Annotated in this window: 23 protein-coding genes and 2 pseudogenes; 11 read left to right on the top strand and 14 right to left on the bottom strand. The window is 56.9% G+C overall.

From position 1 onward, the window contains the following. Positions 1-82: 82 nt before the first annotated feature. Entirely contained in the window at positions 83-1462 is a 1380-nt protein-coding gene (locus tag ACOSV0_RS22135; RefSeq protein WP_434113575.1) for an undecaprenyl-phosphate glucose phosphotransferase, read from the bottom strand. A 901-nt stretch (positions 1463-2363) separates the two neighbouring features. Here ACOSV0_RS22135 and ACOSV0_RS22130 point away from each other — a divergent pair. From ACOSV0_RS22130 to ACOSV0_RS22120, 3 genes are all read left to right on the top strand, one after another. After that, complete coding sequence (locus ACOSV0_RS22130) at positions 2364-2615, top strand: hypothetical protein (RefSeq protein WP_434113572.1); 252 nt, start codon at positions 2364-2366, stop codon at positions 2613-2615. Between the two features lie 383 nt (positions 2616-2998). Next, positions 2999-3592 carry a hypothetical protein gene (locus ACOSV0_RS22125; RefSeq protein WP_434113570.1) on the top strand — a complete coding sequence of 198 codons (594 nt, stop codon included), beginning with the start codon at positions 2999-3001 and terminating at the stop codon, positions 3590-3592. A 254-nt stretch (positions 3593-3846) separates the two neighbouring features. Beyond that, a complete protein-coding gene (locus ACOSV0_RS22120) occupies positions 3847-4158 on the top strand; it encodes a hypothetical protein (protein ID WP_434113568.1) in 312 nt (103 codons plus the stop codon). Between the two features lie 306 nt (positions 4159-4464). Here ACOSV0_RS22120 and ACOSV0_RS22115 read toward each other — a convergent pair whose 3' ends face one another. After that, on the bottom strand, positions 4465-5361 hold the full coding sequence (locus ACOSV0_RS22115; RefSeq protein WP_434113565.1) for a transposase: 897 nt from the start codon (positions 5359-5361) through the stop codon (positions 4465-4467). Between the two features lie 1085 nt (positions 5362-6446). Here ACOSV0_RS22115 and ACOSV0_RS22110 point away from each other — a divergent pair. Next, complete coding sequence (locus ACOSV0_RS22110) at positions 6447-7478, top strand: LacI family DNA-binding transcriptional regulator (protein ID WP_434113562.1); 1032 nt, start codon at positions 6447-6449, stop codon at positions 7476-7478. 317 nt (positions 7479-7795) lie between these two features. On the opposite strand, the gene ACOSV0_RS22105 is transcribed toward ACOSV0_RS22110, so the two are convergent. From ACOSV0_RS22105 to ACOSV0_RS22095, 3 genes are all read right to left on the bottom strand, one after another. Then, complete coding sequence (locus ACOSV0_RS22105) at positions 7796-8191, bottom strand: hypothetical protein (protein WP_434116201.1); 396 nt, start codon at positions 8189-8191, stop codon at positions 7796-7798. A gap of 1 nt (position 8192) precedes the next feature. After that, entirely contained in the window at positions 8193-8405 is a 213-nt protein-coding gene (locus ACOSV0_RS22100; protein ID WP_434113559.1) for a hypothetical protein, read from the bottom strand. Between the two features lie 989 nt (positions 8406-9394). Then, positions 9395-10588 (bottom strand): NnrS family protein, encoded by a 1194-nt coding sequence (locus tag ACOSV0_RS22095; RefSeq protein WP_434113557.1) that lies wholly within the window; start codon positions 10586-10588, stop codon positions 9395-9397. 684 nt (positions 10589-11272) lie between these two features. Between ACOSV0_RS22095 and ACOSV0_RS22090 the strand changes: the two genes are divergently transcribed. Then, complete coding sequence (locus ACOSV0_RS22090; RefSeq protein ID WP_434113555.1) at positions 11273-11626, top strand: hypothetical protein; 354 nt, start codon at positions 11273-11275, stop codon at positions 11624-11626. Positions 11627-11844: 218 nt separating this feature from the next. Here the strand turns inward: ACOSV0_RS22090 and ACOSV0_RS22085 are convergent, their stop codons facing one another. The 4 genes from ACOSV0_RS22085 to ACOSV0_RS22070 all read right to left on the bottom strand — a co-directional run bounded on the left by ACOSV0_RS22085 (position 11845) and on the right by ACOSV0_RS22070 (position 13382). Then, positions 11845-12096 (bottom strand): hypothetical protein, encoded by a 252-nt coding sequence (locus tag ACOSV0_RS22085; RefSeq protein ID WP_434113552.1) that lies wholly within the window; start codon positions 12094-12096, stop codon positions 11845-11847. Between the two features lie 49 nt (positions 12097-12145). Then, the gene (locus ACOSV0_RS22080; protein ID WP_434113550.1) at positions 12146-12358 is read right to left on the bottom strand and encodes a hypothetical protein; all 213 of its coding nucleotides are present in this window, start codon (positions 12356-12358) and stop codon (positions 12146-12148) included. Positions 12359-12716: 358 nt separating this feature from the next. Further along, complete coding sequence (locus ACOSV0_RS22075) at positions 12717-13007, bottom strand: hypothetical protein (protein WP_434113548.1); 291 nt, start codon at positions 13005-13007, stop codon at positions 12717-12719. A gap of 75 nt (positions 13008-13082) precedes the next feature. Further along, positions 13083-13382, bottom strand: a complete 300-nt coding sequence (locus ACOSV0_RS22070) for a hypothetical protein (RefSeq protein WP_434113547.1) — start codon at positions 13380-13382, stop codon at positions 13083-13085. Between the two features lie 488 nt (positions 13383-13870). Between ACOSV0_RS22070 and ACOSV0_RS22065 the strand changes: the two genes are divergently transcribed. The 3 genes from ACOSV0_RS22065 (at position 13871) to ACOSV0_RS22055 (ending at position 15451) form a co-directional block, all read left to right on the top strand. Next, a complete protein-coding gene (locus tag ACOSV0_RS22065; RefSeq protein WP_434113544.1) occupies positions 13871-14380 on the top strand; it encodes a DUF4156 domain-containing protein in 510 nt (169 codons plus the stop codon). A gap of 99 nt (positions 14381-14479) precedes the next feature. After that, positions 14480-15046 (top strand): hypothetical protein, encoded by a 567-nt coding sequence (locus tag ACOSV0_RS22060; protein ID WP_434113542.1) that lies wholly within the window; start codon positions 14480-14482, stop codon positions 15044-15046. Positions 15047-15283: 237 nt separating this feature from the next. Then, positions 15284-15451, top strand: a complete 168-nt coding sequence (locus tag ACOSV0_RS22055; RefSeq protein WP_434113540.1) for a hypothetical protein — start codon at positions 15284-15286, stop codon at positions 15449-15451. An 894-nt stretch (positions 15452-16345) separates the two neighbouring features. Here ACOSV0_RS22055 and ACOSV0_RS22050 read toward each other — a convergent pair. The 5 genes and pseudogenes from ACOSV0_RS22050 to ACOSV0_RS22030 all read right to left on the bottom strand — a co-directional run. Then, positions 16346-16648, bottom strand: coding sequence for a hypothetical protein (locus ACOSV0_RS22050; RefSeq protein WP_434113537.1), 303 nt, complete (start codon positions 16646-16648; stop codon positions 16346-16348). A gap of 257 nt (positions 16649-16905) precedes the next feature. Next, a complete protein-coding gene (locus ACOSV0_RS22045; protein ID WP_434113535.1) occupies positions 16906-17253 on the bottom strand; it encodes a hypothetical protein in 348 nt (115 codons plus the stop codon). 838 nt (positions 17254-18091) lie between these two features. Beyond that, entirely contained in the window at positions 18092-19225 is a 1134-nt protein-coding gene (locus ACOSV0_RS22040; RefSeq protein ID WP_434113533.1) for an ISAs1 family transposase, read from the bottom strand. A gap of 285 nt (positions 19226-19510) precedes the next feature. Continuing rightward, complete coding sequence (locus tag ACOSV0_RS22035; RefSeq protein ID WP_434113532.1) at positions 19511-21898, bottom strand: InlB B-repeat-containing protein; 2388 nt, start codon at positions 21896-21898, stop codon at positions 19511-19513. A gap of 259 nt (positions 21899-22157) precedes the next feature. Then, positions 22158-22465: pseudogene (locus tag ACOSV0_RS22030) on the bottom strand (Tn3 family transposase); the annotation flags it as partial. A 296-nt stretch (positions 22466-22761) separates the two neighbouring features. Here ACOSV0_RS22030 and tnpA point away from each other — a divergent pair. The 3 genes and pseudogenes from tnpA to tnpC all read left to right on the top strand — a co-directional run bounded on the left by tnpA (position 22762) and on the right by tnpC (position 25091). Beyond that, positions 22762-23196: an IS66-like element accessory protein TnpA gene (tnpA, locus tag ACOSV0_RS22025; protein WP_434113529.1), complete on the top strand. Its 435-nt coding sequence runs from the start codon at positions 22762-22764 to the stop codon at positions 23194-23196. 21 nt (positions 23197-23217) lie between these two features. After that, the gene (tnpB, locus tag ACOSV0_RS22020) at positions 23218-23538 is read left to right on the top strand and encodes an IS66 family insertion sequence element accessory protein TnpB (protein ID WP_434113527.1); all 321 of its coding nucleotides are present in this window, start codon (positions 23218-23220) and stop codon (positions 23536-23538) included. Positions 23539-23585: 47 nt separating this feature from the next. After that, positions 23586-25091: pseudogene (tnpC, locus tag ACOSV0_RS22015) on the top strand (IS66 family transposase). Positions 25092-25098: the final 7 nt, after the last annotated feature.

Below are 25098 nucleotides of genomic sequence, written 5' to 3'. Positions count from 1 at the left end.
TTCCATTAGGATATGTGCCCCGTGATACGCCGTATTCCTTCGCGGAAAGAATGTCTTCACAGAACATCAGAAAAACCACGCATCAATACGCATTCCGATGCAGCCCCCCCTTCACCACCGTCGCAAGAACAATGCGCATATCCAACCCGAACGACCAATTCCTTAGGTAATACAGATCATGCTCGATACGTTCACGCATCTTTTCGATTCGATCTGTCTCCCCGCGAAATCCATTCACTTGTGCCCATCCGGTTATTCCCGGCTTGATCCGGTAACGATGGATATAGCCGTCGACAATCATGCGGTACAGATGGTCGTGTTCGATCGCGTGCGGCCGCGGCCCCACTACCGACATCTCGCCGCGCAGCACGTTCAGAAACTGCGGCAACTCGTCGAGACTCGTACGGCGCAAAAATGCGCCGACACGCGTGATGCGCGGATCCCCGCGAGTAGCCTGGCAAATCACGCCGGCCTGCTCCGTATGGACACGCATCGAGCGGAATTTATAGATTCGAAAAACGCGTCCGTCCATACCCCTGCGCCGCTGAGTAAACAACACCGGCCCCTTCGAAGTCAATTTGACAGCCACGGCGATCGACAATATTACCGGCGACAACACGAGCAGGATCGCAGCGGCAAACAGCCGATCGAATATCGCCTTCAGAATCAGGGCGTACGGTGTCATTGGCGAGGCCATCAGATTGATAGCAGGCACGCCGATTAGATCGACAACATTACGCTCGAACATCGCGATGCCGCGCATATCGGGAATGAAGCGCAAATTGACCAAGTCGCCACTAAATTCGTCGAGGACACGCAACACCGTTTGCTCTTCGGACATCGAAAGCGCGAGCCACACCTCCTCGATATGTTCACGGCGTACCCAAGCCGCAAATTCGTGCAGATTACCGAATGAGGGCAATCCAGAAAAATCGGGTTCGCTACCGTGCCGCGTGTTGAACGTGGCAACTGCTCGAAAGCCCGCACCAGGCGAATCCACGATGTTGGCGATTACGCTGTCACGATGCGCACCGGCACCCATCACGGCCACCATGCGTAAGTTGCGCCCAGCGCGCCTCATCCGGGCGAGCACAACATACGCGATCAGCCGCGACATGACGAGCGCAACTGCGGTCGACACGGTCCAACTCACGCACCAGATCCGCGACACTAACGCAGTACGGTGAAGCAGAAACATCAATGCAAGACCACAGGCCTGCACAGCGATCCAGCCGAACACAGTGTTCACACTCATACGCCATTTCGAGCGGCCGCGCCACGAATCGTAAATACCGAACCATGGCAACACAAAAATTGCGAACGTCATGCAGAACGCGACATCAACGATCGAGAACCCGGCGCTGGACCTCGTAAAGCGCGAAGCCAGAGCCGCGCCCAGCGCAATTAACATCGCATCGAGCAGGCGCGCCAGCACGCCCTCCAAATCAATCCTTGACTTCATAGTCACCGTCACCAACGTCCCAAAATCCGCTCGAAATACTGCGGCATTCCCCTATTCAGGCACCTCACCAAACACGAATGCAACACACCACCTCACACCCATGCATCCCCCTCAGCCGAACCGGCGATACGACTATTCAGGGATGTCGAAACGTTCCAGTCTGTCCTGAGCCAGAAATCGGTAGGCACTGCCATCTCGACCCAACCGCCGCACGCCCCAAAAATGCGCGCCGATGGACTCCCGACAGCTGCTCTCCAACAGGACCAACCTAACCATCGGTTCAGGTGCTTACCACCCAGATCTCCGTCGCTCGCGCCACTTTCTCTCGCCATGCCAAAAGCAGGAGTGAGCGACAAAACTCGGAACTTGCAACCCACTCGGACACAGCCTGTGCGCAATGGAACGCAACGAATGAGGAATTGTCGCCACCGCAAACCGCCATCACGACGAACATCCGGCGGGATACCGGCCCGAAGCGGGCAGTACGACATTTAGAGAACCGATCGCTGGCGGGGATGCTCGCAAAATCCCAGGATCATTCAGTCTGAAAAAATCTTCTATCGAGAAGCCCGGCGAAAGGCAAAACCCCTCACCCAATCGTTGACCGCAACTCTTCCGTGCACAGCGTGCTCTTGCACCCACCACCACCGGCCGCAATCACAGTGAACATCGCGGATGTCCGCCCTCACCACCCACGCATAACACCGCGGTCAGCCGATCAAGTGTTTGCCGACCCGAAATGCTTTTGATCCTATTCAGCAGCCTGAAGCCGCCGCGCCTTCCCTCCTGAAGGGAGCCTTTATATTCTCGACGGTCTGGCAACCCTTTCCTATGGGAGGAGTCTTGCACCGCTGTGCGGCACGATGTCCCAACGCGCCGCACGTGGGCGTATCTTTACAGGATGGTTGATCGGACAGGTCAGACGGCGGACTTCATACTACGGGCAAAGCGCGATGCGAAAGTAACCAAAGCCTTTATCAGCAATACCGTCAAACAAATGAAAGTCAAGGCTCTACTACTCACGATTCGATCCTCCTGGCATCTGAACAACTCGGCCAAAACGGACCATCGCAACGCCATGGCCAGAACGAACGTCACGCTCGACCTTGAACGTTTCAGGAGCCCAGCCCTCCGATTTCAGGGGCCAAGTTGACGCAGCGCATTCCAAAGGGCAATTTGATCTTGCCCGCTGCGACTCAAAGATACGACTGCTCTCGCCGCCTAGTATGCCCCCGCCTATTTAATGCGATATCCTATCTATATTGAGTCATCCTGCCCCATTTCCCCCATGAACCGGTACTGACTGCGGATTCCAGATTGAGCTTTCAGGGAGTCGTTAGCACCCAGCAGCAAGGCTTGGCTATGGGATATATCCGAATTGTGTCGGGCTTGTCTCCGGAACACATCAAACACGTCGTCGGCTATTGCGCCGCCCCACTAGGCATTCGTACTATCTCCGCAGAGAATGGAAAATTTGTGCGAGCAGTACGCAGGGACATACGGCGACTGCGCTCGCCTGATCGAATGGAGAGTGGTGTGAACAATACGAGATATCTGGTGGTACTGTGCGCGTTGACCGCCCTACTCACTGGCTGCGGCAAGCCGCCAGCGCGGGAAACCACGTCAAGCACATCAATCTGGGCCGGAGTGTCGACACCGGTGGCCGTAGGCGAAGGCGCGCCCCACGGAGCGACAGGTAAGCCGCGCCACAACTACGTGTTCGATGGCGGACACGGAAAATACGGCTATCCTCAGCCCATCAGCGAGGACGATGCGCAGCAGGGGCGACTTTCTGGCGCGCTATTACTGGTGCGGTACATGGGGCAGCACGGCGGCATGCATACGTTCCAGGTCGATGCAGACGAAAATTTCAGTGAGTTGACACGCATTGAGTGCGCCACGCCATGTGATTCCGTGAAAGAGGACAGCATATCTGATGGCCATGTCGTTCACTCGGAAACCATGGCGCTAGTCGAGGGGACTGTGCTGGCCGCGATGTTTGAGGATGCTGGCAACGAGGTCCTCACACCATACATGGCGACAACCGACTCTGGTTCCCCGGGGCATCAGTTTTCCGCTGTTACTGACCGGGATGGCGGAGCTGGCGAGATAGGTAACTCCGATGATTGAGTTACAACGCAAATCTTACGCGGACACCACCACGAGGCGGCTGGCATGCTGGGGGGCACTCGCTGCACTGGCTTGGCTGTCCGTGCGCAGGCACTATGCCCTGCCGCGATAGACACGATTCGGCATACCGCCTGTCGGCAACGTGACATTCGCGGCGTGTCCTCACACGAGCGCGAGAGTCGGTCGTCTTGCAGTCGATGCCCGTAAACAGCAGAGTCTTGCTCTGGCTTTTTTCGTCTCATTGGAAAAAGACAATGTCTCAACACAAAGCCCCGGACAGCCGGTTATCCGATGCAATCCTGCGGATCATGAAACCGTTGAATATCTACACCGTTCAACACCTTGCGCCGCACCTGTCTGCTTTCGTGCCTTCAAATCTCGATATCCGCACAGCTCTCAACAGTCTTATCCATGAAGGGAAAGTCGAAGTGGCCGGCTTCTTCATGAGAAGCGCCACTTACCGCTTGAGTGCAGGCAACGCCGCAGAGCGTCGCGAAGAATTGGTTGGCTATACCGAATCACTCGCACGCAGATCGGCACTGGCGATGCTTGTCCGTCGCAAATAATCGTTGCCTCACTATCCAGGATAGGAGACGTGACTCGTGAACACATCTTCCTTGAACTTATCTACGATGCCCTGAGGTAGGCGAAAAAAGTGGAGACCAACGTTTCGTAAAATGGACGAAACGGAGAACACAATGCACAATGAATCGAGAACCCAAAGCGAGCGACACGAACGAGTGTCACGAACAGACATTGACGACCGTGGGTTACCAGCGAGTATGGTAAAGCACTGCCAACTCTTGGTTGACGTCATGAGAGGATGAGGCAAACTCGCCATCAGCCTATAGCGAGACTCTCTCTGCAAGCGATCAATGTCCGCGCTCTTTCGCCGGAATTGAGGCTAGGCCATTCCGGTGTTCACCTATTTGTCGGCAATGAGCATCAACCTGCTCAAGCGCCCAATTCATGGCAATTGCTTGCGCTTTCGTCTCGGCAGGACAACAAGAGCCGATGAGTCCCGAGCGGGCAATACGGTTTCCGTCGTATAGCACCTCCGCCGAGGCGCGATACATAGAATTTGCAACGGGCTCCACAATGACACGTATAACATACCTCTCCCGGAAATCGATTTCTATCCCCGGAGGCGAACTCTTCAAGCCGTATGGCCGATAGACCCGGCCGTGGGCAAGTGCAAGAACTCCCCATGCCGCGACGATATCGGGTTCCTCACCTCGCCCTTTGAAGTTTTCGGTATTACCTGACTCTTCGAGGTCTGCCACGGGTTGACTATTTCCAAGCGAAGAAACCGGATCAGGCCGGTTCGTGACCCTATCGTGACCTAGTCTGATCCGCTCCGCATACCCATCAGCCAGCGGATGACCATTTTTCTCCAATATATGAAAAATTCTTTCAAGCACGCCGTCCTGTTGCCATTTTCCAAATCGTCTGCGGACAGTCGGAACCGACGGATAGCGCAACGGTAATTCTGACCAAGGTTGTCCGGTAGTGAATATCCAGATGACCGCATTGACAATTCGACGAACATCCACGTTCGGCCTGCCTCGTCGATTTGCATGTTGCTCAAAACAATTGACAAGCGGCTCGACCAAGGCCCACTCGTCATCGCGCAATTCTATGTGGTCCATCGATTCTCTCAATACAGGACGGTAAGAGTGTTTAAAGTCCGCTCCAGCTTGCGGGGGAACTGCTTTCATATCATTCTCCATAACAATTTGGACAACGAAATATTTTCCTGTTCGCTCCATGGGCATCGCTCGGGCGCCACGCGTTCCTTTGGGGCGACTGGTGCACTGACGACATCATTCATGCGCCCACGAGATTCACCGTCTCGTTGTTCTTCCCAAGTACGCTGAAAACCCACGCCATACGTCTGCACCATGGGTTCCAGCGGCAAAGAATTTCCCGCGATTCGATAATATGGGTTTTGTGTTAATGGCTTGTACAATCACAAACGTCGTCATTCCATGCACGGTAGTTATGTTGCCAACCCAGTTCATGAGCGACCGGGCCGGCACACAGGAAACAGCAAAAAATCCAGTAGGCATAATGCTCGCATCCTTGAACATGAAAAACAGACGGAACCTCAAAGACCCAGAACAGCCAAGTTTAAATGCAGTCTGCATTAAATTTGATATGCGCGATGAATCAGGCTCCAATCGCTCTTAATGCATATTCGATCCCCAAGCAAATTCGTACACAGACGGCCCCCGGCATGATGAGCGAGCGCCCGTCTCCCGGATTCACATCAGGGGATTTATCACCACAGGCATTTACTTCAGTAGTTCGCCCAGCGCGGTACGTCGGGGGCCGGCGCGAGAGCTGCAGGTAGCGTCGCTGATAGTGTCAGATAACAGCCCAAATAATTAGGTATCCTAATAAATCACTCCAACATAATTTCTATCGCCCCAAGGATCTGGATAGATTGCGCACCATAATCTATCTATATGCCCGGCAAATAGAAGGGTCGGCACAATTCTCGCACCACACCGCCGTTTCGCCGTTCACAAATCGTAGATCCTCTACCGGCTCATGGCTCCGTGGAAAACCGGCGCATTGCGGCCGAAGAAATTTGTCCCCAGAAGAAAACGCCGAACATTCGTAATTGCAGTTCGCCAGCCCATATGATCGGGACTACATGTATCAAGTCCCGCGACTTCGACATCAATACCGTCCATGTTTAAGGCGAGTCCGATTCATCAGGATGCTCTCATGAAATTGAGTTCGCATCAATATTTATTTTGTCTCGCGCAAAATATAGGATTGATGCGAGAAATTTTCGCGTATGATAAGCGCTACATTGTGTAACCCCAAGCAAACAAGAAGGCGTGAAGTGGCGCAAAACATCAGAAATATGGCGGAATTTTCCCAACTTACCGGTATTTCCCGGCCTACCATCGCGAAGTATTTCGATGACCCTGAGAGCGTTCGCCCGTCGATACGCCAGCAGATCGAAGCAGCTCTGGAACGTACCGATTACAGGCCGAACCTGTTCGCGGTCAACATGAAGAAAAAGCGTCCCAAGCTCCTCGGCGTAATCGTGCCGGACACGGGGGACACGTTTTTCACGGAGTTGGTCCGACGAATCGAGCTTCGCTGCATAGAACTGGGATATCTGGCTCTTGTTCTTTCATCTCACGGTGACGAAAAAACTGAAGCGAAGTCCTTACAGACATTTATGTCCCTACCGATTGCAGGCGCGATCGCGGCCCCCCTTGGGGAACGTTCGGACCTGAATCTGTTTCGTCGTCTCCGGGCGAAAATGCCCATCGTTTTTCTTGATTCGCGACTCGACGTCGATGCACCATTCGTCGGCACCGACAACGGTCAGACGATATCAACAATTACCGAATATCTTTACCGCACGGGAAGCCCACCAACCTATTTCGACATGCCTGCTGTGAACCACAATGCCACGGAACGCAGGCAAGCGTACGTCCGCGTAATGCGTGCGCTTGGCTTGACGCCAGAGATTGTAGATATTGGCCCCAATAATTGGCGCTTCGAGGACATAGCGTTTGATCGAACGCTCGCACTGCTGGATGGCAGTGGCTTTCCCACGCAGACGATCCTGTGCGCCAACGATCGCTGTGCGGTTGGCGTGATGGCCGCGGCCTTTCAGCGAGGGCGGCGCGTAGGTCGTGGAGAAAATTGCGATCTCAGGGTAGCCGGTCACGATGACCAGCCTTCCAGCAGGTTTGGCTGTCCGCCGCTCACGACTGTTGCGCAGGATTTCGATCTGCTCGCCAGGTTAAGTGTGGACCAGTTGCTAGACGAAGTTGCGCTTGACAGGAAAGACCCGGATCCCGCGCATCCTCCTGGAACCTGGTTGCCAGGCAAACTGGTCATGCGGGGGTCCGCCTGAAGGGATTGATTCATGGTGACGTGGCGCAGGAAATGGGGTCGCAGGTCGCGGTTGACACAAACACACTGCAACGACCAAACAACAAACCACACAACTTCCACGTCGCACAAAAGAAACCTGCATAGTGCCTATGCCTGATTTCAGAGGGATTTTCCCAGCCCAGTTGCTTTAAGCGCTCCAGGTCGCATAACTGTCCCTATGATTTATAACAACAATATTGAAAAAACAGAGAGCGAATTCGCGAATTTCCCTGCGGCAGCTTCCGCTCAACAGAACTGTCACGCGGGCGGCTCGAACTCATTTCGGCCTTCCTGCGCTCACTGTGCTACCGGTAATGGCGACTTTGCATCACTTTCGATGAACCGTTTCAGCTGTTCCCATGCGGCGGCGTAACGGTGCGCCGGAATCGATATCAATTGTCGGTCATGCAACGCGAGTATCGACTCGATGGCCCCACACTCGTCCTCCGCCAACGCCCATCCCCGGTGCTGCTCTGCATGGGTTGCGTAGCATTCGAGAGCGCATTCAGCTTCCCGAAAGAAGTCGACATGCTCACCCGCTCCCCCGTCGCGTAGGAACCATGCGAGATACACAGCTTTCAGAAGGCAACTCATCTGGTCAACGTTGCCGTTACCAGTGCGCATGGCTGCCAATGCGAGGTGATTCTCGAGCGAAACAGCGCGCATCTTTGCGGTTGGCAACGGCAGTAGCATGTCACGTGTAACCGGCTTTCGGGCGAACTTGCGTGTGGCGGAACGGGGCATGGAAGTCAGTCAGGAGAACGAGTGCGGGAAACTGGAAGTGGAACTCCGCCGACGATAATGCAACAAATCGCACGTGTCTATATTCGATTCTGAAAGGATCCCGCTCCTTGCCGGTGATCCACGCAGGTTCGCACCCCGGTCCGCTCCATGTCCGTTCATTCACCGGGTCCCGATACTTCTACTTCGCCCCGGGGGCACGCCGGACAGGGCGGCCGCTGTTTCCGAATCCCAGTTTACGCCCACGACCGGTAGCTCAGGTCATGCCAGGACGATTGCGAGAATCATCATAATTCTAAAAGTTATAGGTTAAAAAATATGACTGATTTCTGACATAGAAAGTTGAATGCCAAAATCACAGCACCTTTCATCGAAGGCATAGTGAAAGATATTCCAGCCTACATTAAGCGCGCCAGGGCAGCCGTAATCGAGGTCCGTGCCGCATCTCATCGTTGCAGAACGTCAAAAAAACCTGCCTGTCGGCGCTAGCGAGATCGCAAGCAAAACGAAGTTCAATCCGATGCCATTCAAGATATCCGGATAGTTGCCGATAAGTACGTCTTGTGCGGCTTGTTCTCGAGTCGCGTGTGTGTGTTGACCGCAGCCTGTCCGGGGCGGTCCTTTTTCCCACGAAGATCTGCTCGAATCATGACGGGAATGCGAAAATGATCGACCGGCCGCTCGCAGCCGAACTGGGTGCCAGAAAGGCGACATTGAGGCAGGAGCGTGAGACCGTACTTCGCCGCCTGCGCGCAACGATAATGGCCTAGCCATTGAGGCAAACGGGCCGGGACCATACAGGCGCATTTTGTATCACACCAGACCGGTCAATCAGGATGAAGCGCGCACTCCAGTCGCAAGTGGAGCAGACGCGACGATCCGCCGGCAGGGATCTAAGGTAAGCGCTGTATCGTTTCCAGATTGCCAATGAGCGCCGTAAACTCGTATATTCTGGCAATCGTCGCAACACACCGACACAGCCTCCCTCAGGCTCCACCATTTTTTGGACACCTCAGAGAAGGTGGAGTTTTTTTGCGGTCACCTCAGCGACCGCTTTTTTGCGCGTGGTCATGCCCTTACCCGACCGGGCTCGGACTGATTTGAATGGGAAGTCAATGGTCGGGGGCCGGTGCTGTTGACGACGATGCCTGCCCGTCAATCAGGACGTTCGTCGGCTCCTGGCGACCACAGATACGGGAAGTAGCGGATCGTATAGGCAGCGAAGGTGCCAATCCAGCATGCGCCGGCAACATCGAGCCAAACCATGTATGGTACACTGGGGAGAAGCGGCCCGAATACACGGGAAACTGCCGCGCCGATCACCAGCCAATAGCACGCCTGCTCCCACCCTCCCGCGGCGAGCTTGCGCCCCGTATGTCCGAGTGCCGTGCGCGTGATCATCGCGACGACCGCCCCGCCGATGGCGCCGACCGCCAACGCATGGACGGCGAGCGAATGCGGCACGACACCGGCCGCAGACAAGCCCAGCATCGCGAAGCCAACCGGAATCCATAGGCAGGACGCGTGCAGGATCCACACGATTGGCCGGTTACCCACGCGCCAAGACCGCCAACTCGCGATCCGGACTGCATGCAGGAGCGCGGTCACGCATGCGGCACCGGTCACGACCGCTGCAGACGCGCCGAACGCATCCGCAAACAGCGTCAGCATGACAAAGGGCGCGGCCATTGCGTCGACGGCGCGAAAGCGCCGCATGGCGAAACCGGGAATTGCATTCACCGTGAACATCGGCACGATGCGCCCGGTGATGACCACAACGAAAAACACGATGACGCCCGTCGCCGCATACGCGGTGTGCAGCGCGAGGTCAGAACGGCCGATCATGACCGAGACATGGAACATGACGTTCAGGCCACCGAGCAATGCAAGCTCGACCGGGAGAAAGACGTTGAGCCGGCTCCGAACGGAAATCAGCACGCGCAACAGCACGAAGGCTGTGGCCGGCAGGAACAGCGAATCGACCACCGCGCCGGCCCACTCCGGCCCTGACCAGATGAGCACCCGCCCCACCGCCCACAGTAGCCACAACGCACCGAGAGGGGCACCCTGCAACGTGTCGCGCGAAGTCCACGCGCGCACAGCAGTCAGCAGAAAGCCGACGACGATCGCCGCGACGAAGCCGAAGATCATTTCATGCACGTGCCAGATCAGGCCCGCCATGGCTGCGTCGCGTCCAGCATATGGCCAACCGTGCAACGCCGCCAGCCAGAACGCAAGCGCGATACTCGCGAACAATGCGCCGCCGAGATAGAACGGCCGCATCCCGAGTTGCAGGACCGGTAGCGCGACGTGTGCTGACGACGGCTTCATCGGTTCGCGGATATTCATACCGATCTCCTAGAATAAATGGACAGCCACGCTCATCGTAGACCCGTGCGAGTCGCACACGGCTAGTGCCCTTGCGGTCCGCGGTGGCATCATGCGAGTAATGACTACCGTCAACGTCGCGTGGCATGAATATGTTGGCGCTGCGATGCAGGTGACTGCGACAGAATGCGCGTCGCAAACCCTGTCGGGAACGCCTGCGCATGAATCACGCGCAGCGTCGATTGATCTCACCCGTTCCTGCGAGCCCGTGAGTCGAGTCTATGAACGGCATTGACCTACCGTCTCTATCCGAGCTAACGACCCGCGGCACACCGCTCTGGTGTCTGCGCCACCATTACAGCACCATGAAGGGGATGGACGCCGGAATCCATCATGAGGCGGCCACCGCTTGAGGTCATCAGTCTTTACGGGTGGAGCTACTGCCCGGAAAGTCGTGAAGGTGGGCCCTCAATCAGCCGGACGAGTTTGGTGCGACAATTTTTACATCGCCCATGAAGTATGAGGTCGCCTCTACCCATGCGGGCGCTGGTAACAATGATGGTTACTGCTTTACAACAGGAAGTGCACTGCACGCCTGTCAGAAGCTTGCGTTGTGTGCGTGTGGCTATCGCATCCCAGAAACGTTGAGCCGTCGCCGAGAATTTATTCATACATTCTGGTTTCCAGTGTTAGAGGGTGCGTCAGGTGCAAAACCTGCACAAGGCATCGGGCTGTGAAAGCATTACACAATCGGTATCCGCAGAATCTTCGCTGCTGAATCCGGACTGGCATCGGCTGCGCTGGAAGCTATGGCTGGCTGTGTGCCCCGCACACATCGCCTACAGAAGACTTCGCGGTTTTGTGATGGAAAAGTTGCTCACCGATGCGAGTAGCCATATGCGCGACGGTATTGCCCAAGGTATCCGGCCTGCCGTGGCGAACACTCCGGCGGGCATCGTCAAACCATTTTCAACAACGCTCTTCAGTGCCGAACCTCCGTCACGTACCACGCGAAGCACTCAACCAGTTGCACAGGAATGCAAAGTACATTTCTTCTGAGACTCGCGTACTCATATAAATGATACTCCACCGGTCGACGCGGAATGAGCGCACTACCTCAACGGACGGTACGCGAACTAACTGTCTGGCGATCACCGGAGCGAGCCCGGCCGTGCGGGCGACAGTAATATCGCGAGTCACGCAGTCGCAGGGCCCCGCGAGACAGGTAGAACAGATCAGGGCCAGCGCTAGGGCGGCAAAAGGCATCCGGTACATTATCACGCCGCAGTTTGCCGACCGGCTCTGGCGCGCACGTCGGCGGCAGTGGCGATGGTTAGCGCGATGAAGCGTTCCGGCAGTTCGCTGTACGTGCGCTCAAACGGCAGATAAAGGCGCGCGATCCATTGTTCGCAATCCTTGCGGGCCGCGTATGGACGAAGCATTTTGCCGTCCGATGTAAGTTTGTCAAAGCACAACACGCCCTTGTACGGGTAAGGCATGACGACTTCCTCGAAGCGAGCATGCATCATGTGATTGATTTCGTCGTCGGAGTACCCCGAATGGCTTGACGTGTCGGCTTCATGGATTGCGGCCTTGCGCCCCCCCGGTCAGATCGCACCGTTCGATTTCCTGCTCATCGAAGACGACTTCCTTCGCGACGTAGGGCGACCGCGCGATACCAGAGCGAACCATCGTTATCAAGCTGGATTGCAACGATGGTGCGCGTGCCGACGCCCGTACAGCACCACCGCCGAAAAATTCGAGACCGATATGAAGGTCGGCATCTTTCATTCATTCAGTTTCCATAGAGCGAACCGATGCCGCCGATGAGCGCCACATGATAGATCTGGTTGTTCATCTGGCACCTCTGCCTTTGACCGAAGCCACACAGCGTATATGAACGGTAGTGAGCGAACTTAACCTGCCACTCCAAGTCGGATCGTACGCGATCAGAAAGCAGGATAGCCTGTCATACCTCAAAACTTGCGATGCTGGAGCCTGTTTCGAGACTTTTCCCAAGTCCGTTGTCGTGAAAATACGCCTAGTCTTGTCCTCTACTCTACATCTGGAGAATCTGCGTGGCGACCATGGAGCGCACCGCTATTTCGCACACTCCCAAAGTGCTTGCGACCAGCGAACTCGTGGCCTGTTACGTACCTCTGCCCGAACCTGAATGGGCAAAGCGCAATCTTCCATTCGACGGAGCCATCGGAAATGCCAGCATCGTGATGTCGGGGAGCCCGCGCGCGACCTCAGCCTCGGCCTGCGCCAGCGCACTGGTTGCCGGATCGCGCGCACCAAGCCACGCGCGAAGTTTCCGTACCGACACGGCCTTACGGAACCGTTCGCCGGTGGGCCGCACTGCATCGCCGGCCTCGGAGAGCATCGGCCGCACGGCGGAACAGATCTGTTCGGGGGTAACGGCGGCCGGACGGGGCATGCAGGACTCTTGGTGGCGAAAAGAGCGATTTCGGCCATGCGACGAAACGTTGACCTCCACTTTTTTCTGCCTACCTCAGTGAATGGGCGGCTGCTCGATGCCGTCAATGATGGATGAGTCCATAGGACCATCTGAATACCAGAATTTTCCCATTCCCCTGAGCGTGCCGACGCGATATTCTAGCAACCGGGCATGTGTGGTGCGGCGCCTTGAACGTCCCGCCGTGTTTGCGTGCGGCGCGCTACACATGTCCACCCCAATCACCAGAACCCACAGTACCTCGCTTCCGGCAGGGCAACGCTTCTTCTTGCCCCCAAGAATGCTCCGCTGGCCGCAACCTCGAAACCAGAAGATATGCCAGTTGATGTGCATCAAGTCTGGCGGCTGCTCCTGTTGCAGTTTCGCAGACTCGCGAATAGATTGTCCTGCGTGGAGCGTTGTCGTCTGGCCTTGCGCAATGCACGGCCACGCTTGGCAGGCGCAACGTGCGACATACGCTTCACACTCGCATCCTGAACTGCCCCATGACGAAATTCGGACTGTATCAGTCTCAGGCGAATACGTTTTTTCTCACGTAATTCCTGCATTGAATCACTATCCTAATCTGCGACAAACATTAGTCGCGATGCTCATTGCCTGCGGTCGTACGCCGGATTACGCTTGCGGCCAGCGTAGATCCTCAATCACCTGTGGTAGCGTGGCAAGCGGTCGCCGGTTCGGCTGACACGGCGAGCATCCTCTGGGGCTACGCGTACCCTTGTGTAGAAGTAAACTTTGACCTCATCCGCTTGACCTGCGCATGATGTTTTTTTGGAAGCGTCATTACGGGAAATTGTGCTGTTCATGGCACTACGCGCACGAGAATGCAATCGCACTTCAGTACTGGCAAGCGTTTTTTGGATGCCAGCCCCATATTTCTGATAGCGTGTGTCCCTCACCGATCCAACTGGCCGCCCGGCCGTATCGCATTCCGCACCGCAAGTGCGGCGCGAAAGTTCAATAGACCCTTCATGATGAAAAACAGACACTACTTTCTGCTCGGTGCTGCCGCATTACTGGCCGCCTGCTCCGCTATTCCGGTTCGACATGATGCGCAAATGGTGCGCCTGACCAACACCGAGCCGACCGGTTGCAAGTTTCTTGGCGATGTCACGGGCGGTCAGGGTAATTTCCTGACCGGCGATTTTACTTCCAACACCGCACTGGAGACGGGCGCACGTAACGACATCAAGAACAAGGCTTCCGCGATGGGTGGCAACGTCGTATACCTGCTCACTCAGCGAGCCGGGCAAAGCGGCGGCATTCATAACGGCAGCGGACATGCTGCACAGACCAACGTCACTCTGACCGGCAACGTCTACACGTGCCCCTGACTGGCTCAGGCCAGTCGCATGCCGTGTTGTGACTGGCATCGACACTGCTATAACACGCGCGGCACGTCAGTCTCCAACCTCAGAAACGACTGGACAGACATGACCCTTATCGGAAAATCAATCAGCCTCGCGCTCACCTCACTCCTCCTGATGCTGGGCGCGTGCGGCCACGGGTTCGGAGGCCACCCCGCGTCGACACAGAGTCGAGACTCGGTGGCCAGCCAGACCATTCCATTTGATCGGCTTGACTTCCCGCAATACCATTTCTTCGCCAGCGCATGGGACGACTCAAGGCAACCGGTCAGGTGTGCGCTGATACGTACGCCGTCCGAATGGCGGGCCATCATGCACCCGGCGCCCGTCATGTTCTGGTCGCAGCCGCGATTTGCTCTTCCGGACGCGTTCTATGACAGCCAGCAGATCCTGCTGGTTGCGCGCGTCACGCCGGCGGACACTGACGATGCACGCGTGCTGGACATTCACAGCGTGACGTTGCACGAGGGCACGCTGAACGTGGATTACCAGTATCGGGAGCCGTTAGAGACAGCTGGATTTATGGTCACGAACAGTTTGCTCGTTGCCATCCCCCGATTGAAGACGCCTCTGGCACGCATCCAATTCATCGAAAACGGTCGTACCGTATGTTCGCTCACGCCGGCAATCTGACTGATGGCTGTGGTGCATCACGTGCGGGTTCCTGACGGCGGCCGTCACTTACAGACCGGGGGAAATCGCGCCGTTGCGGCTGAATCGCGGCACAGGGCGCGGGGTACTCTATTCCGGACTATCGCAAGCGCACAAAGAATCCTATGATCAATCTGACAGATACGGCATGGCCCGTTCTGGAGTACCGATTGATGTCAAAACCAGCTACTCAACGCAACTCTGTTGCAGGAGTTCGACATGAAGAAAATCCGCAAGGCATTCGCCTTGATTCTGCTGATCGGCGTTTGCGGCGGAGCCACCAGTGCCTATGCCGACACTTTCGACGGTCTCGACAGTTTGGCCGGCGCAGCAGTTGATAGCATTCTGGGGACAGTTTTTGCTGGCATGGAAAACATTTTCGGGTAACCGTATTTATCTGGACATTAGCGCAGCGCGACAATGACCACATGGCCTTGCCGCGTTGCGCTTCGCTTGCCCCGATCGTCATTCAGTTCGCTCCACCTATTTGAGCCTCTCTGAGGCTCCACACCCAAAGCCCGATGCGGTACTGCTCCGACACTTACGGGGGGCGGTATTCAGAAGGGAACCATGACACGCCCGGGACTCACCCGACTGGACGCCACAAGCGGCCACGCTCGCCCATCGCTTGCAAATGGCTCTCCGTTCGGTGCGCTTAAATTACCGCTTACCTCCAGATCGTCATCACCATCATGCCTCATGCGCACACGGCATGGGAGCGGCCCTCTCGAGGCGCTTACGTCCATTATTGTGTCCGCGATTTTGGATTGCGAACGCAATAATGAGCCCATTCATCGGTCATGGCCACGTGTGGAATATTTCGCGCTAACGACTCACGAAGTCCTGTGTGATAAGACTGAGCAACCGGCATGACCGTTGTCACACGGAATGTGGGCGATTTTGTCCGAACGGGTGTTGACCTTCTCAACCCATGGGCACCGGATAAGAATACACTATGACTGAGCCGAAGTCGGCAAAGCCCCATATGAGGAGAACAGAGGACGTCGCTATTGAAAACCCGTCTGGCCGCGACGGACGAGAAGTTGGTAGCCTTGAAGGACGCGCGCAAGGCCGCTGATAAAGCGCGTCGCAAAACTGTGAAGGAAAGCCGGGCCGATCGCGAACGTAACCCAGGCTGGTTGGCGAGGTAGTCCTTCACCGAGTTGCTTGCGGCGCAGTACCACCTCGCCTTATCAGATGCTTTCCGGCTGTCCCTCAGGCCCTTGAGTCGCTGATCGGTCGCAGCCAGACGATCTTTAAGCGTGGCCACAGATTTCAATGTTATGGGCGCGGCGCCAGAAGCGGCGCATCATGCTCCGTATTCGGCTGTTTGATGCCGCCACCGAACTCGGGGCGGCCCTGTTCGTACAATGCAACGAGGCGTTCCAGTGGAGCGGTTCGCGCGAAACGCCTCAACTGCGCGCGGTACTCGCGATCCCTCGTAGTTGCTTCGATCTGCCTCTCCAATTCTTGACGCACGCGCTGTTCACGTTCGGCAATAAAGGACATCAGCACGCGCGCGTACAGCGACTCCTTGTCGGAGATCACCATGTACTCATTCATCAAGTCGACGAGTTCATTCATGCTTTCTTGCGGTCGTCCGTGGCTGCTGGGCCACACGGTATAAAGGAACCTGACAAGTTGCCCCCCCTAGAATGGAGAATCGCAGCGGCGAGATGGCCAGGATGAGTAGCCAAATACTAAGTGGCCAATTTATGAGAAATTGTACAGGAATACGAATCATATGCCGAATGGAAAACGCCTTGTAATCACCCGTCTAGTTGCAACGCTGATCTCTGCCGCGCCGCTAGCCCCTGTATAAGCGTGAACACGATAACTGTTCAAGGACCGCCAATTTTCTTCGAAACAACATACACGTCGACACCGCTCATGGAGCACTCGGACGACGAAGATTCGCTTGCCGTGATGACTTCGATTGTGCGGCCCGACTTCTCGTAGAACGTAATGTCGTACACGTCGCGATACAGGTCCTTGCCGATCTTCTGGGAGGCAAGACGCACGCTGCGGGTTTTCGATTCATCAAGCTGATCAGGGGCAGTGATACCGGCGTTTTTGAGATGAACCTGTGCCATATTCATGGGCCAACTTACGCATTGAGAAGGCGATGACGCAAGGCACAGAGCAGGCACAGCCAGCGTGAAAGCGGCAACAAACGTGATGGCCTTCATTGCTTCACCATGAGCGTTCTATCGCCACTTGTCCATACCTGACGACGGACAGTGAGGTTCTGGACAATACAGCAGTCCGATGCCTGACCAAGATGATGCACGCTGTCACCGCGCATCATAAAGCCCGAGCGGCCAAAAGTACGCGGCCCAGCTTGCGAAGTAAGCTTCATCGAGTAGACGCCCGTGAGTGGATGCGTGAAGGGCGCGCTGATTATATAAGTGCCTCGCGGGATAGGTCCGATACTTTCCTGTGTCTGCGCCATCGGGTTGTTCTTTCCCACATCACGGCCAGAGTAACCGATTCCTTTGAAAGATCCGTCGTGCAAGAGACGACCAGTATTCTGGCTGTACGTCCACGGCATTATTCGCATCCTCACAAGTTGGGTATGTGTTGTTTATTCAGGTGAAAAATCATATAGCGGGCATCCGTTGTTCCTACCTTAAAAAGACAAGCCCTATCCGCATTTCTCCACACATAACAACAGATCACTTTTAGCGACCATCGTACTCTGACCAGTACCGATCGGAGTACGATGGCGCATGAAAATGAGGCAAACGTCCACCGTCGACCGGATGAGCAAGATGACAACGGGGGGGAACGTGTCCGGTCGAGAACAGTTTAAAAAATGACCCACCCCGGCTGGGAGCGGGTCCAAACGCCGGCTCTCAGACCAAGAAGCCACGTTGCTGCAAATCCATCCGGGATCATGGAGTGACAGCAGCTAGGATGTATTGGGCCATCGTTAAAATCACGAGGATATGGGAAACATCTGATTTTGATCGTTTGAGGATCGGAATAGGCAGGGCTTTCGCATGAATTGTTAAAGCACCATGAGCCCTACCAGCCAATGATCTGAGCGCGATAGCGATCACAGGAGGCGGCTTTAAGTCGACGTAGTTTGAGGCTGTTTTTTGTCTGCGTATCGCGCCTGAACAGATTCATTGCTATACGCCGCAGGATGGCAAAGTTCTGCGAGGCGTTGTCGATTCGCGCCCGGCACTGGTCTTCGCCGAATGTCATATCGAGCACCCAGTGTGAGCTGTTCTCGATGGCCCAGTGTGCACGTACCGCGTGTGCGATGTGTGTCGCGTTGGGCGGCAGGCTGGACACATAGAAGCGGCGCTCGGTTGCCACGTTGTCGCCGATTTCACGCGTGGACTCGATCATCACAATCGAGCGCATCCCAGGCCAGGGTTCGGGCTCAAACTGCAGGTCGGCCAGGATGTCGGTGGCAAGGCAGCGGCGCGTCTCAATGCGCCCGTGGCCTTTCTCGACTTCGCAGTGCTCGCTTACGGTGGCGAGTTTCCGGTAGCCGTCATGGAACCTGTCAACGGCCTCGAGCGCGGTGCGCATGCGTGCCAGCAGCGTGGGCAGGTTGCCCTTCACGGCCAGCACATAGTGGGCGCCGGCCTCAGGAATCCGTGTGGCGATGTTACGCTGGCAACCCATCGCGTCGATCGTCACGATCGCGCCCCTGAGCAGCAGGGCGTCAGGCAGTTCAGGTATCGCAGTTATTCCGTTGGACCTGTCGGCGGTACGCACCTGGCCGAGCACGGCACCCAGGCCACTGCCATAGGCCGAAACCAGATGGATGGCACGTTCGCCGCGCTGATGCGAGCCGCGTACAGTCTTGCCGTCGATAGCGACAATCTGCCCGGCCAGCGCCGGACACAGGGTGCTCATCCAGCGGATGAAGCAGGCTTCGAACTGCCGGGAGTTCAGGGCGGCAAAGACCCGCCCGAAGGTGTCGTGAGACGGAATGCCGTGCACCAGCGGGATATGGCGACGCAGCCAGTCGAGTTTCGTCTCGCCCCATACCTGAATACCGAGCCAACTGTCGGCCCCCGGGAGGATCGCGCATAACGCCACCACCAGCATCTCCGACAGATTGTGCGCCGGCGTTCGGCTACGCGGGTCTCGCAGATCACCAAACGCCTGCTCGATACTCAGGATACCTTGTTCTTCTTCCATCACTTCTGTCGCAAAAAGACAGAAGTAAACCCTCAATTACACACGGTTTTGTAAACCATTGATTGTTAACGGCCCTTCATGCGAAAGCCCTGTCGGAATAGGGGTCCGGGGAGCAATGGAACGGCCAATCGGCTTAAGCCACACGTATCACCCGTGCCGGTCGGAGTCTTCCATACGAGCCTCATTCTGCGAGAAGATGTTCTACGCCAGAACCCCCGAACCGTCCCTTGCTCCCAAGACTCGCCTGATCTGCGTTATCGCGACAGAGCCGTTCAATTCACAGACTCAAAAAATCCGATACATCACTTCGTCCGTAATATCTGGCGTACTGAGATGAAGGAAAAAGAAGGGTGCGGATTGGTATTGTTCCTTGCTCAGTGTCGGAAAAGAAACAGTGCCCTGTCCGTTGGTAACCCGAGTCTGCTCACCGACCACAGAGCCGTGGCGACCAATGAGTCGCCACGTCACATTCTTGCCAGCAGCCGGTATACCCTCACGCCGATAACGAACCTCAAGGTGTGCGGCGTCGCCCAGCTCCGCGGGAGATAACGGGGGCGAGATCAGTTCCAGGACCGCGTCGTCGACCGTGATCAAAAATTCAACCATTGGGTACGGTGCCATTGTAATGGAGATCCAGGCAGGCCCACTTTGAAGGGTCGTCTGAAACGTCAGACTCCCTATACCTGTTTTAGCGTCTGGCGTATTGTCCGGGGAGAGGATTTTGATAACGTCAGGAGTGGCCGTTGCGATTTTTGCGGGATGCACAGGAAGAGGGTTCCCTGGACTTTCTCCTAGCGGATGTTGCGGAAACAGCCGGTACTGCAAGGTGTATTCCGATCCGGTACAAAAGCGTAAGGGGACGACTGGCCTATCTAACATAGTGTTTAGCGACAACGTCAAAGCAAAGTCCACCGTCGGGGAGGCTAGGACGTAGGTGCGCTTCAAATGATGATCCTTTTCCAGGGTCATTGTCAGGCTACTGCCGCCCACGTTCAGCGGCAACAATCGGCCATCTAGTTCCCAGAACGCTACCTCTCCGGGCTGACGCGCGTGCGGTTCGGCGGGAGCCTTATAGTTGATGCTGCAGACCGTGCCGGATTTTACGGTGCTGGCAGGGGCCACCTCGATCGTCCCCTCATCGCTCTCACAGGTCAGGGTACAGTTGACCGAAGAGCTTTCCTTGAACACCGCCGTAATCGTCTGGGCCGCGTCAACAATCAGGTCGACGACCGGCATGCCACCCAGCAGCACGTCCCCACGACGCCACTGGACAAACTCGTACCCTGCCCGAGGAATGGCGGTAAGACGGATGGTGTCATATGGGCCGTACGGCCCGAGCCGGTCGGGCAGCACCGTGCCTCCCAGTTCGGGGGCTACCTCCGTATCCACCGCAAGGACCGCCGTTGCGGGTGCCGGATGGCTTCTGTATCGGGCCACTTCACGGGTGCTGAGGCGGAAGAGTCGGGCAGCATCTGCCGCATCGGGTTGTCCAACGGCGATGCCGGTAGGCTGACCGAACGATGTCCCTTCTGGGGTCGAGTACGTCGGGATCATTGCATACTCGATCTTGGGAATACCCCGCTGGAGCGTTACCATACTGTTCCTTTCGTAACCCATTATGGTGGTAAATTCCTGATTTTCAGGCACATACCCCCTGGCAAAGTCATATTGCCGTTCCCTTCCCCCTGCATCAGAGTGGGGAGTCCAGCGATCATGAGCCCCACCCAGCAAATGGCCAAGTTCGTGTGCAACAACCCATGATTGCGGCAGGTGCGACGACCTCGCACACACGAAAAGTGCATGGTCCAATCCGGAAGCGAGGTGGCTGACCGGGTGGGGGATCGCACTGGCTAGGCCTTCCAGCGGTTCGCCCGACGGCGCATCAGGCGCAAGCATCATGAGGATGTCTGCGTTATGTGTCTCACGCAGCGTCTTGAGCCTATCAATTGCCTCCTTTAACCAGTCAGGTGGTTTGACATCCCGGGCGGCGCTGATCAGGTCGGATAACTGATCCGCCGTGCTGCCCGGCAACGCGCACGCTTCATGCTGCAGTACAACCTGTGCGGGGATTGCGCTGTTGGCAAACACCAGATTGACCCCGGATTGCAATTCGGCAATCAAGGCGTCCAGGAGAGCCGGACTATAGTGGCTAAACATATGGTCCGGATAAACCACCAGGAGGTGAAGCTTTGCCGTATCTTGATCTGCCTGGAAGGGGTTCTCTACCGGGTTTTCCTCTCCGGAAAACCGGCTTGGGGCCACCGATCGTTGACTGATGGGCATGCGTTCAATATGGACACTCTCCGATACTCCCGGCCGCACGTGATAGACCAGCCCCTTCAGATATAGGGTTCCGGATATCACCGTCGATCCGGGGGTATCCAGTCCACCGATCCCCAAATTCGCGCAGATCCCGGGATCCCTTGGGTCTGCCCCAATCCATGCCATCACACCTGGTTTGAGGTGCTCCACTCGAACCGTGTGTAGGTTGATTAAATCCCTTGGGAGCCCGAGCCCATCCAGATGTAATGTCACGGCAGGAAGTGCAACAGCTGTAGGATCGCGCAGCAATTGAAGGGCTGGCGTGTCGATGTGCATAGTTAACCGCCCGTCTAACGGGAGGCGTTCGGCTGGCTTGCCCGAACGGTGGGTGAAGAAACTGGGTTGAGACATGGTGAACTCCAATGCTGAGGGGGCAGACAGGTTCGAGTACAAATTTAGCCGTGCAGAGGGGGGGTTCCGAACGTGCCGAGCCGCTCATGCCGAAAGCACGGCGTTCCCGATTGTAGGCATAGTTTGATCTTTGAGGCGCAGACGGCTGTCAACGTCGGACGTAATCTCGGTCTAGCCACGAGATGGCTAGACCTCTCGTGGCTAGGGCGACAGAACCCGATTTTTTCATGTACCTTTCCTGGTTATTGAAGAAACCTGCCTACGATTCTTCGTGGCCACCGGTGAGCGGTCGTAGCTCGCCACACGCGACAGCTTCCGGCACCGAAAACGAGTAGCGCCCAAGCATGTTGATATGCTCATGGCCGAACGGTGACAGCCGCGCTTCGTCTTCTGGCCTCATCGGGTAGCCCTCGCTGCGCAACTGCGCCAGCACCGCGTCCATGTACAGCGTGTTCCACAGCACGATCATGTTCACGACCAGACCGAGCGCGCTCAACTGTCTTCCTGCCCTTCGCGGTAGCGCTGGAACAGCTTGCCACGCTTGCCGTGGAAGACCTCGCGCGCCAAACCGGGAGCTAACGAAGATAACAGCGAAAACCATCATAAGCCTAGAAGTTATCAGTAAAGCTGGATGTGGCGAATTTTGGGCATAAAGAGATAATTGCTGATCTCGGCCAGGATCGCCGCGCCCCGCTCCAAGTTTCATCTAATAATCAGTGCCCCTCAAAATAACATCGAGCTCAAAGGGCGTCATTGCGCAGAAGATCGCCTTTTTCATCTGCTGCGGTGCAAACGTAAGCGTCATTTCGTGGCCGCACGGACAGAGCTGAAGCCGGTGTCCAAAGTGATGTCCGTTACTTCAAGTGGTGGGGACTACTTTGGACACACGGAATGCGCGACCATCGAATCGTAAAGGCCGACCGAACTACACACCGGAGTATCGACGGCAAGTTGCCGTCGCGGCGTGCGAGCCGGGTATCTCGGTGGCCAAGCTCGCACAGGCGCACGGATTGAATCCCAATATGGTGTTCAAGTGGCGCCGGCAACTGCGGGCGGGCCTTTTTGAAGATGTGGCGCACAGCACAGCGGTGTTGCTGCCCGTAGCGCTACCTGATGCACCGACCGGCGAGACCGCAGAACCGGCGTCGCTCGCTCTACAGCCTGTCCAGCCACATCGCGAGAGCGTACCGGCAGCGTCAGGCATCGAGATCGAACTGAACGGTGGCCGTGTACGCGTCACGGGCATGATCGACCCCGTGCAGTTGCGCCTCGTGCTGCGCTGCCTGATACCAGCATGATCGCCGCTAGGCGGTACCCGCGTGTGGCTGGCAGCGGGCGTTACCGATATGCACCGTGGCATGGATGGACTTGCCGCGCTGGTGCAGTCAGCACTCGGTCGTGATCCCTTCTCGGGGCACGTCTTCCTGTTTCGTGGGCGTCGCGGCGACCTCATCAAGATTTTATGGTGGAGCGGCGACGGCATGAACCTGTACGCGAAACGACTCGAGCGTGGACGCTTCGTGTGGCCGCAGTCGGATTCGGGAACAGTCCATCTGTCAGCCGTCCAACTGTCGATGCTGCTCGAGGGGATTGACTGGCGGCATCCCGAGCGGACGTGGCAACCGACGCACGCAGCATAAGGCAGGGTGCGGGAACCCACAAGCGCGTGGCCTTCATTTACACTGGCATGCATGCCAGCCATCTGCCCGATGACATCGCCGCTCTCAGGCGCATCGTTGCCTCGCGCGACGAGACCATCGCGCAATTGCTGGCCGATATCTCGCGCCTGAGGCGATAGCAGTATGGCCGTTCATCGGAGCGCATGACAGAACTGATGGACCAACTGCAGCTCGCGCTCGGTGAGCTGTCTGTTCATGAGCCTGATATGGCCGCACCGGCGAAGGCGCCTGATGCCGACGCGACTGCGGATACGTCGGCCACTACGAACCTTGTCCCACTGCGCCGCAAGTCACGGGACTTCCCTGTCCATCTTCCCCGCGAAACGGTTGTGCATGCGCCGTCAAACTGCGGATGCCCGGATGCGTACGCTGGGCGAAGACGTCTCCGAGGTGCTCGACTATGTGCCCGGCTACTTCAAGGTACTGCGTCACGTACGTCCGAAGCTGAGCTGCCCGTGCTGTGCCGCAGTAGTACAGGAGCCGGCGCCTTCGCGGCCGATAGCACGCTCGATGGCGGGTGCGGGGCTGCTCGCACAGTTCGTCGTCGCAAAGTACGCTGACCATATGCCGCTATACCGGCAGGCCGGCATCTATCGGCGCGCGGGCATCGAACTGGACCGGGCAACACTGGCTTCGTGAGTGTGTGAAGCGGCAGCGCTGCTGCAACCCCTGTCCGACACACTCGGTGGTTACGTGCGCACCGCAGACAGGATCCATACCGACACGCCCGTGCTGGGGCGTGGCAAGGCACGCACGGCGCGCCTGTGGACCTATGTGCGGGATGACCGCCCGGCAGGGAGCCGCGCGCCACCAGCAGTCTGGTACAGGTACTCACCCGACCGCAAAGGTGAGCGACCTCGGGAGCATCTGGCGGGCTCCTGCAGGCAGATGCCTTCAGCGGGTATGACACGCTGTATCGTGACGGCACGGTCATCGAGGCCGGGCGCTGGGCGCATGCGCGGCGCAAGTTCTACGACCTGTACAAGCTGGACAGTTCGCCAATTGCCGAGGAAGCACTGCGCCGCATTGGGGCGCTGTATGCTGTTGAACGCGAGGTTCGCGGCCAGACGCCGGACGAGCGTCTGTCTGCGCGTCAGTTGCGCTCGACCCCATTGCTCGCTCAACTGAAGACTTGGCTCGAACACACGCTGTCACATGTATCAGTGAAGTCGGGGCTGGCGAAGGCGATCAGATACTCGCTGGGGCACTGGCATGCACTTACGCGCTACTGCGAAGACGGGCGCGTCGAGGTGGACAACAATACGGCGGAGCGCGCGATCAGGCCGCTCGTTCTCGGCAGGCGCAATTACCTGTTCGCAGGCTCCGACGGCGGTGGCCAAAGCGCGGCGGTGATCTATAGCCTCATCGGTACGGCGCGCCTGAACGGCATCGAGCCGTTTGCCTACCTGCGCACGGTGTTTGAGCGCATCGCCGATCATCCCATCAACCGCATCGACGAGTTGCTGCCGTGGCACCTGATGCCGGCTGCACAAATCGAGCAGCAAGCCGCCTGACAATCAA

Source organism: Paraburkholderia caffeinilytica (assembly GCF_051027425.1).
GTDB lineage: Bacteria > Pseudomonadota > Gammaproteobacteria > Burkholderiales > Burkholderiaceae > Paraburkholderia > Paraburkholderia caffeinilytica_A.
The sequence above is the reverse complement of the archived record's forward strand: the minus strand, read 5'-3'. Positions and strand labels throughout refer to the sequence as shown.

What these genes read in the sequence shown, in the direction of transcription:
- ACOSV0_RS22135 (WP_434113575.1), bottom strand. Translation starts at nt 1,462, where the DNA reads ATGAAGTCAAGGATTGATTTGGAGGGCGTGCTGGCGCGCCTGCTCGAT.
- ACOSV0_RS22130 (WP_434113572.1), top strand. Translation starts at nt 2,364, where the DNA reads ATGGTTGATCGGACAGGTCAGACGGCGGACTTCATACTACGGGCAAAG.
- ACOSV0_RS22120 (WP_434113568.1), top strand. Translation starts at nt 3,847, where the DNA reads ATGTCTCAACACAAAGCCCCGGACAGCCGGTTATCCGATGCAATCCTG.
- ACOSV0_RS22115 (WP_434113565.1), bottom strand. Translation starts at nt 5,361, where the DNA reads ATGGAGCGAACAGGAAAATATTTCGTTGTCCAAATTGTTATGGAGAAT.
- ACOSV0_RS22105 (WP_434116201.1), bottom strand. Translation starts at nt 8,191, where the DNA reads ATGCTACTGCCGTTGCCAACCGCAAAGATGCGCGCTGTTTCGCTCGAG.
- ACOSV0_RS22095 (WP_434113557.1), bottom strand. Translation starts at nt 10,588, where the DNA reads ATGAATATCCGCGAACCGATGAAGCCGTCGTCAGCACACGTCGCGCTA.
- ACOSV0_RS22085 (WP_434113552.1), bottom strand. Translation starts at nt 12,096, where the DNA reads ATGATGCATGCTCGCTTCGAGGAAGTCGTCATGCCTTACCCGTACAAG.
- ACOSV0_RS22080 (WP_434113550.1), bottom strand. Translation starts at nt 12,358, where the DNA reads ATGAAAGATGCCGACCTTCATATCGGTCTCGAATTTTTCGGCGGTGGT.
- ACOSV0_RS22075 (WP_434113548.1), bottom strand. Translation starts at nt 13,007, where the DNA reads ATGCCCCGTCCGGCCGCCGTTACCCCCGAACAGATCTGTTCCGCCGTG.
- ACOSV0_RS22065 (WP_434113544.1), top strand. Translation starts at nt 13,871, where the DNA reads ATGCAATCGCACTTCAGTACTGGCAAGCGTTTTTTGGATGCCAGCCCC.
- ACOSV0_RS22060 (WP_434113542.1), top strand. Translation starts at nt 14,480, where the DNA reads ATGACCCTTATCGGAAAATCAATCAGCCTCGCGCTCACCTCACTCCTC.
- ACOSV0_RS22055 (WP_434113540.1), top strand. Translation starts at nt 15,284, where the DNA reads ATGAAGAAAATCCGCAAGGCATTCGCCTTGATTCTGCTGATCGGCGTT.
- ACOSV0_RS22050 (WP_434113537.1), bottom strand. Translation starts at nt 16,648, where the DNA reads ATGAATGAACTCGTCGACTTGATGAATGAGTACATGGTGATCTCCGAC.
- ACOSV0_RS22045 (WP_434113535.1), bottom strand. Translation starts at nt 17,253, where the DNA reads ATGAAGGCCATCACGTTTGTTGCCGCTTTCACGCTGGCTGTGCCTGCT.
- ACOSV0_RS22040 (WP_434113533.1), bottom strand. Translation starts at nt 19,225, where the DNA reads ATGGAAGAAGAACAAGGTATCCTGAGTATCGAGCAGGCGTTTGGTGAT.
- ACOSV0_RS22035 (WP_434113532.1), bottom strand. Translation starts at nt 21,898, where the DNA reads ATGTCTCAACCCAGTTTCTTCACCCACCGTTCGGGCAAGCCAGCCGAA.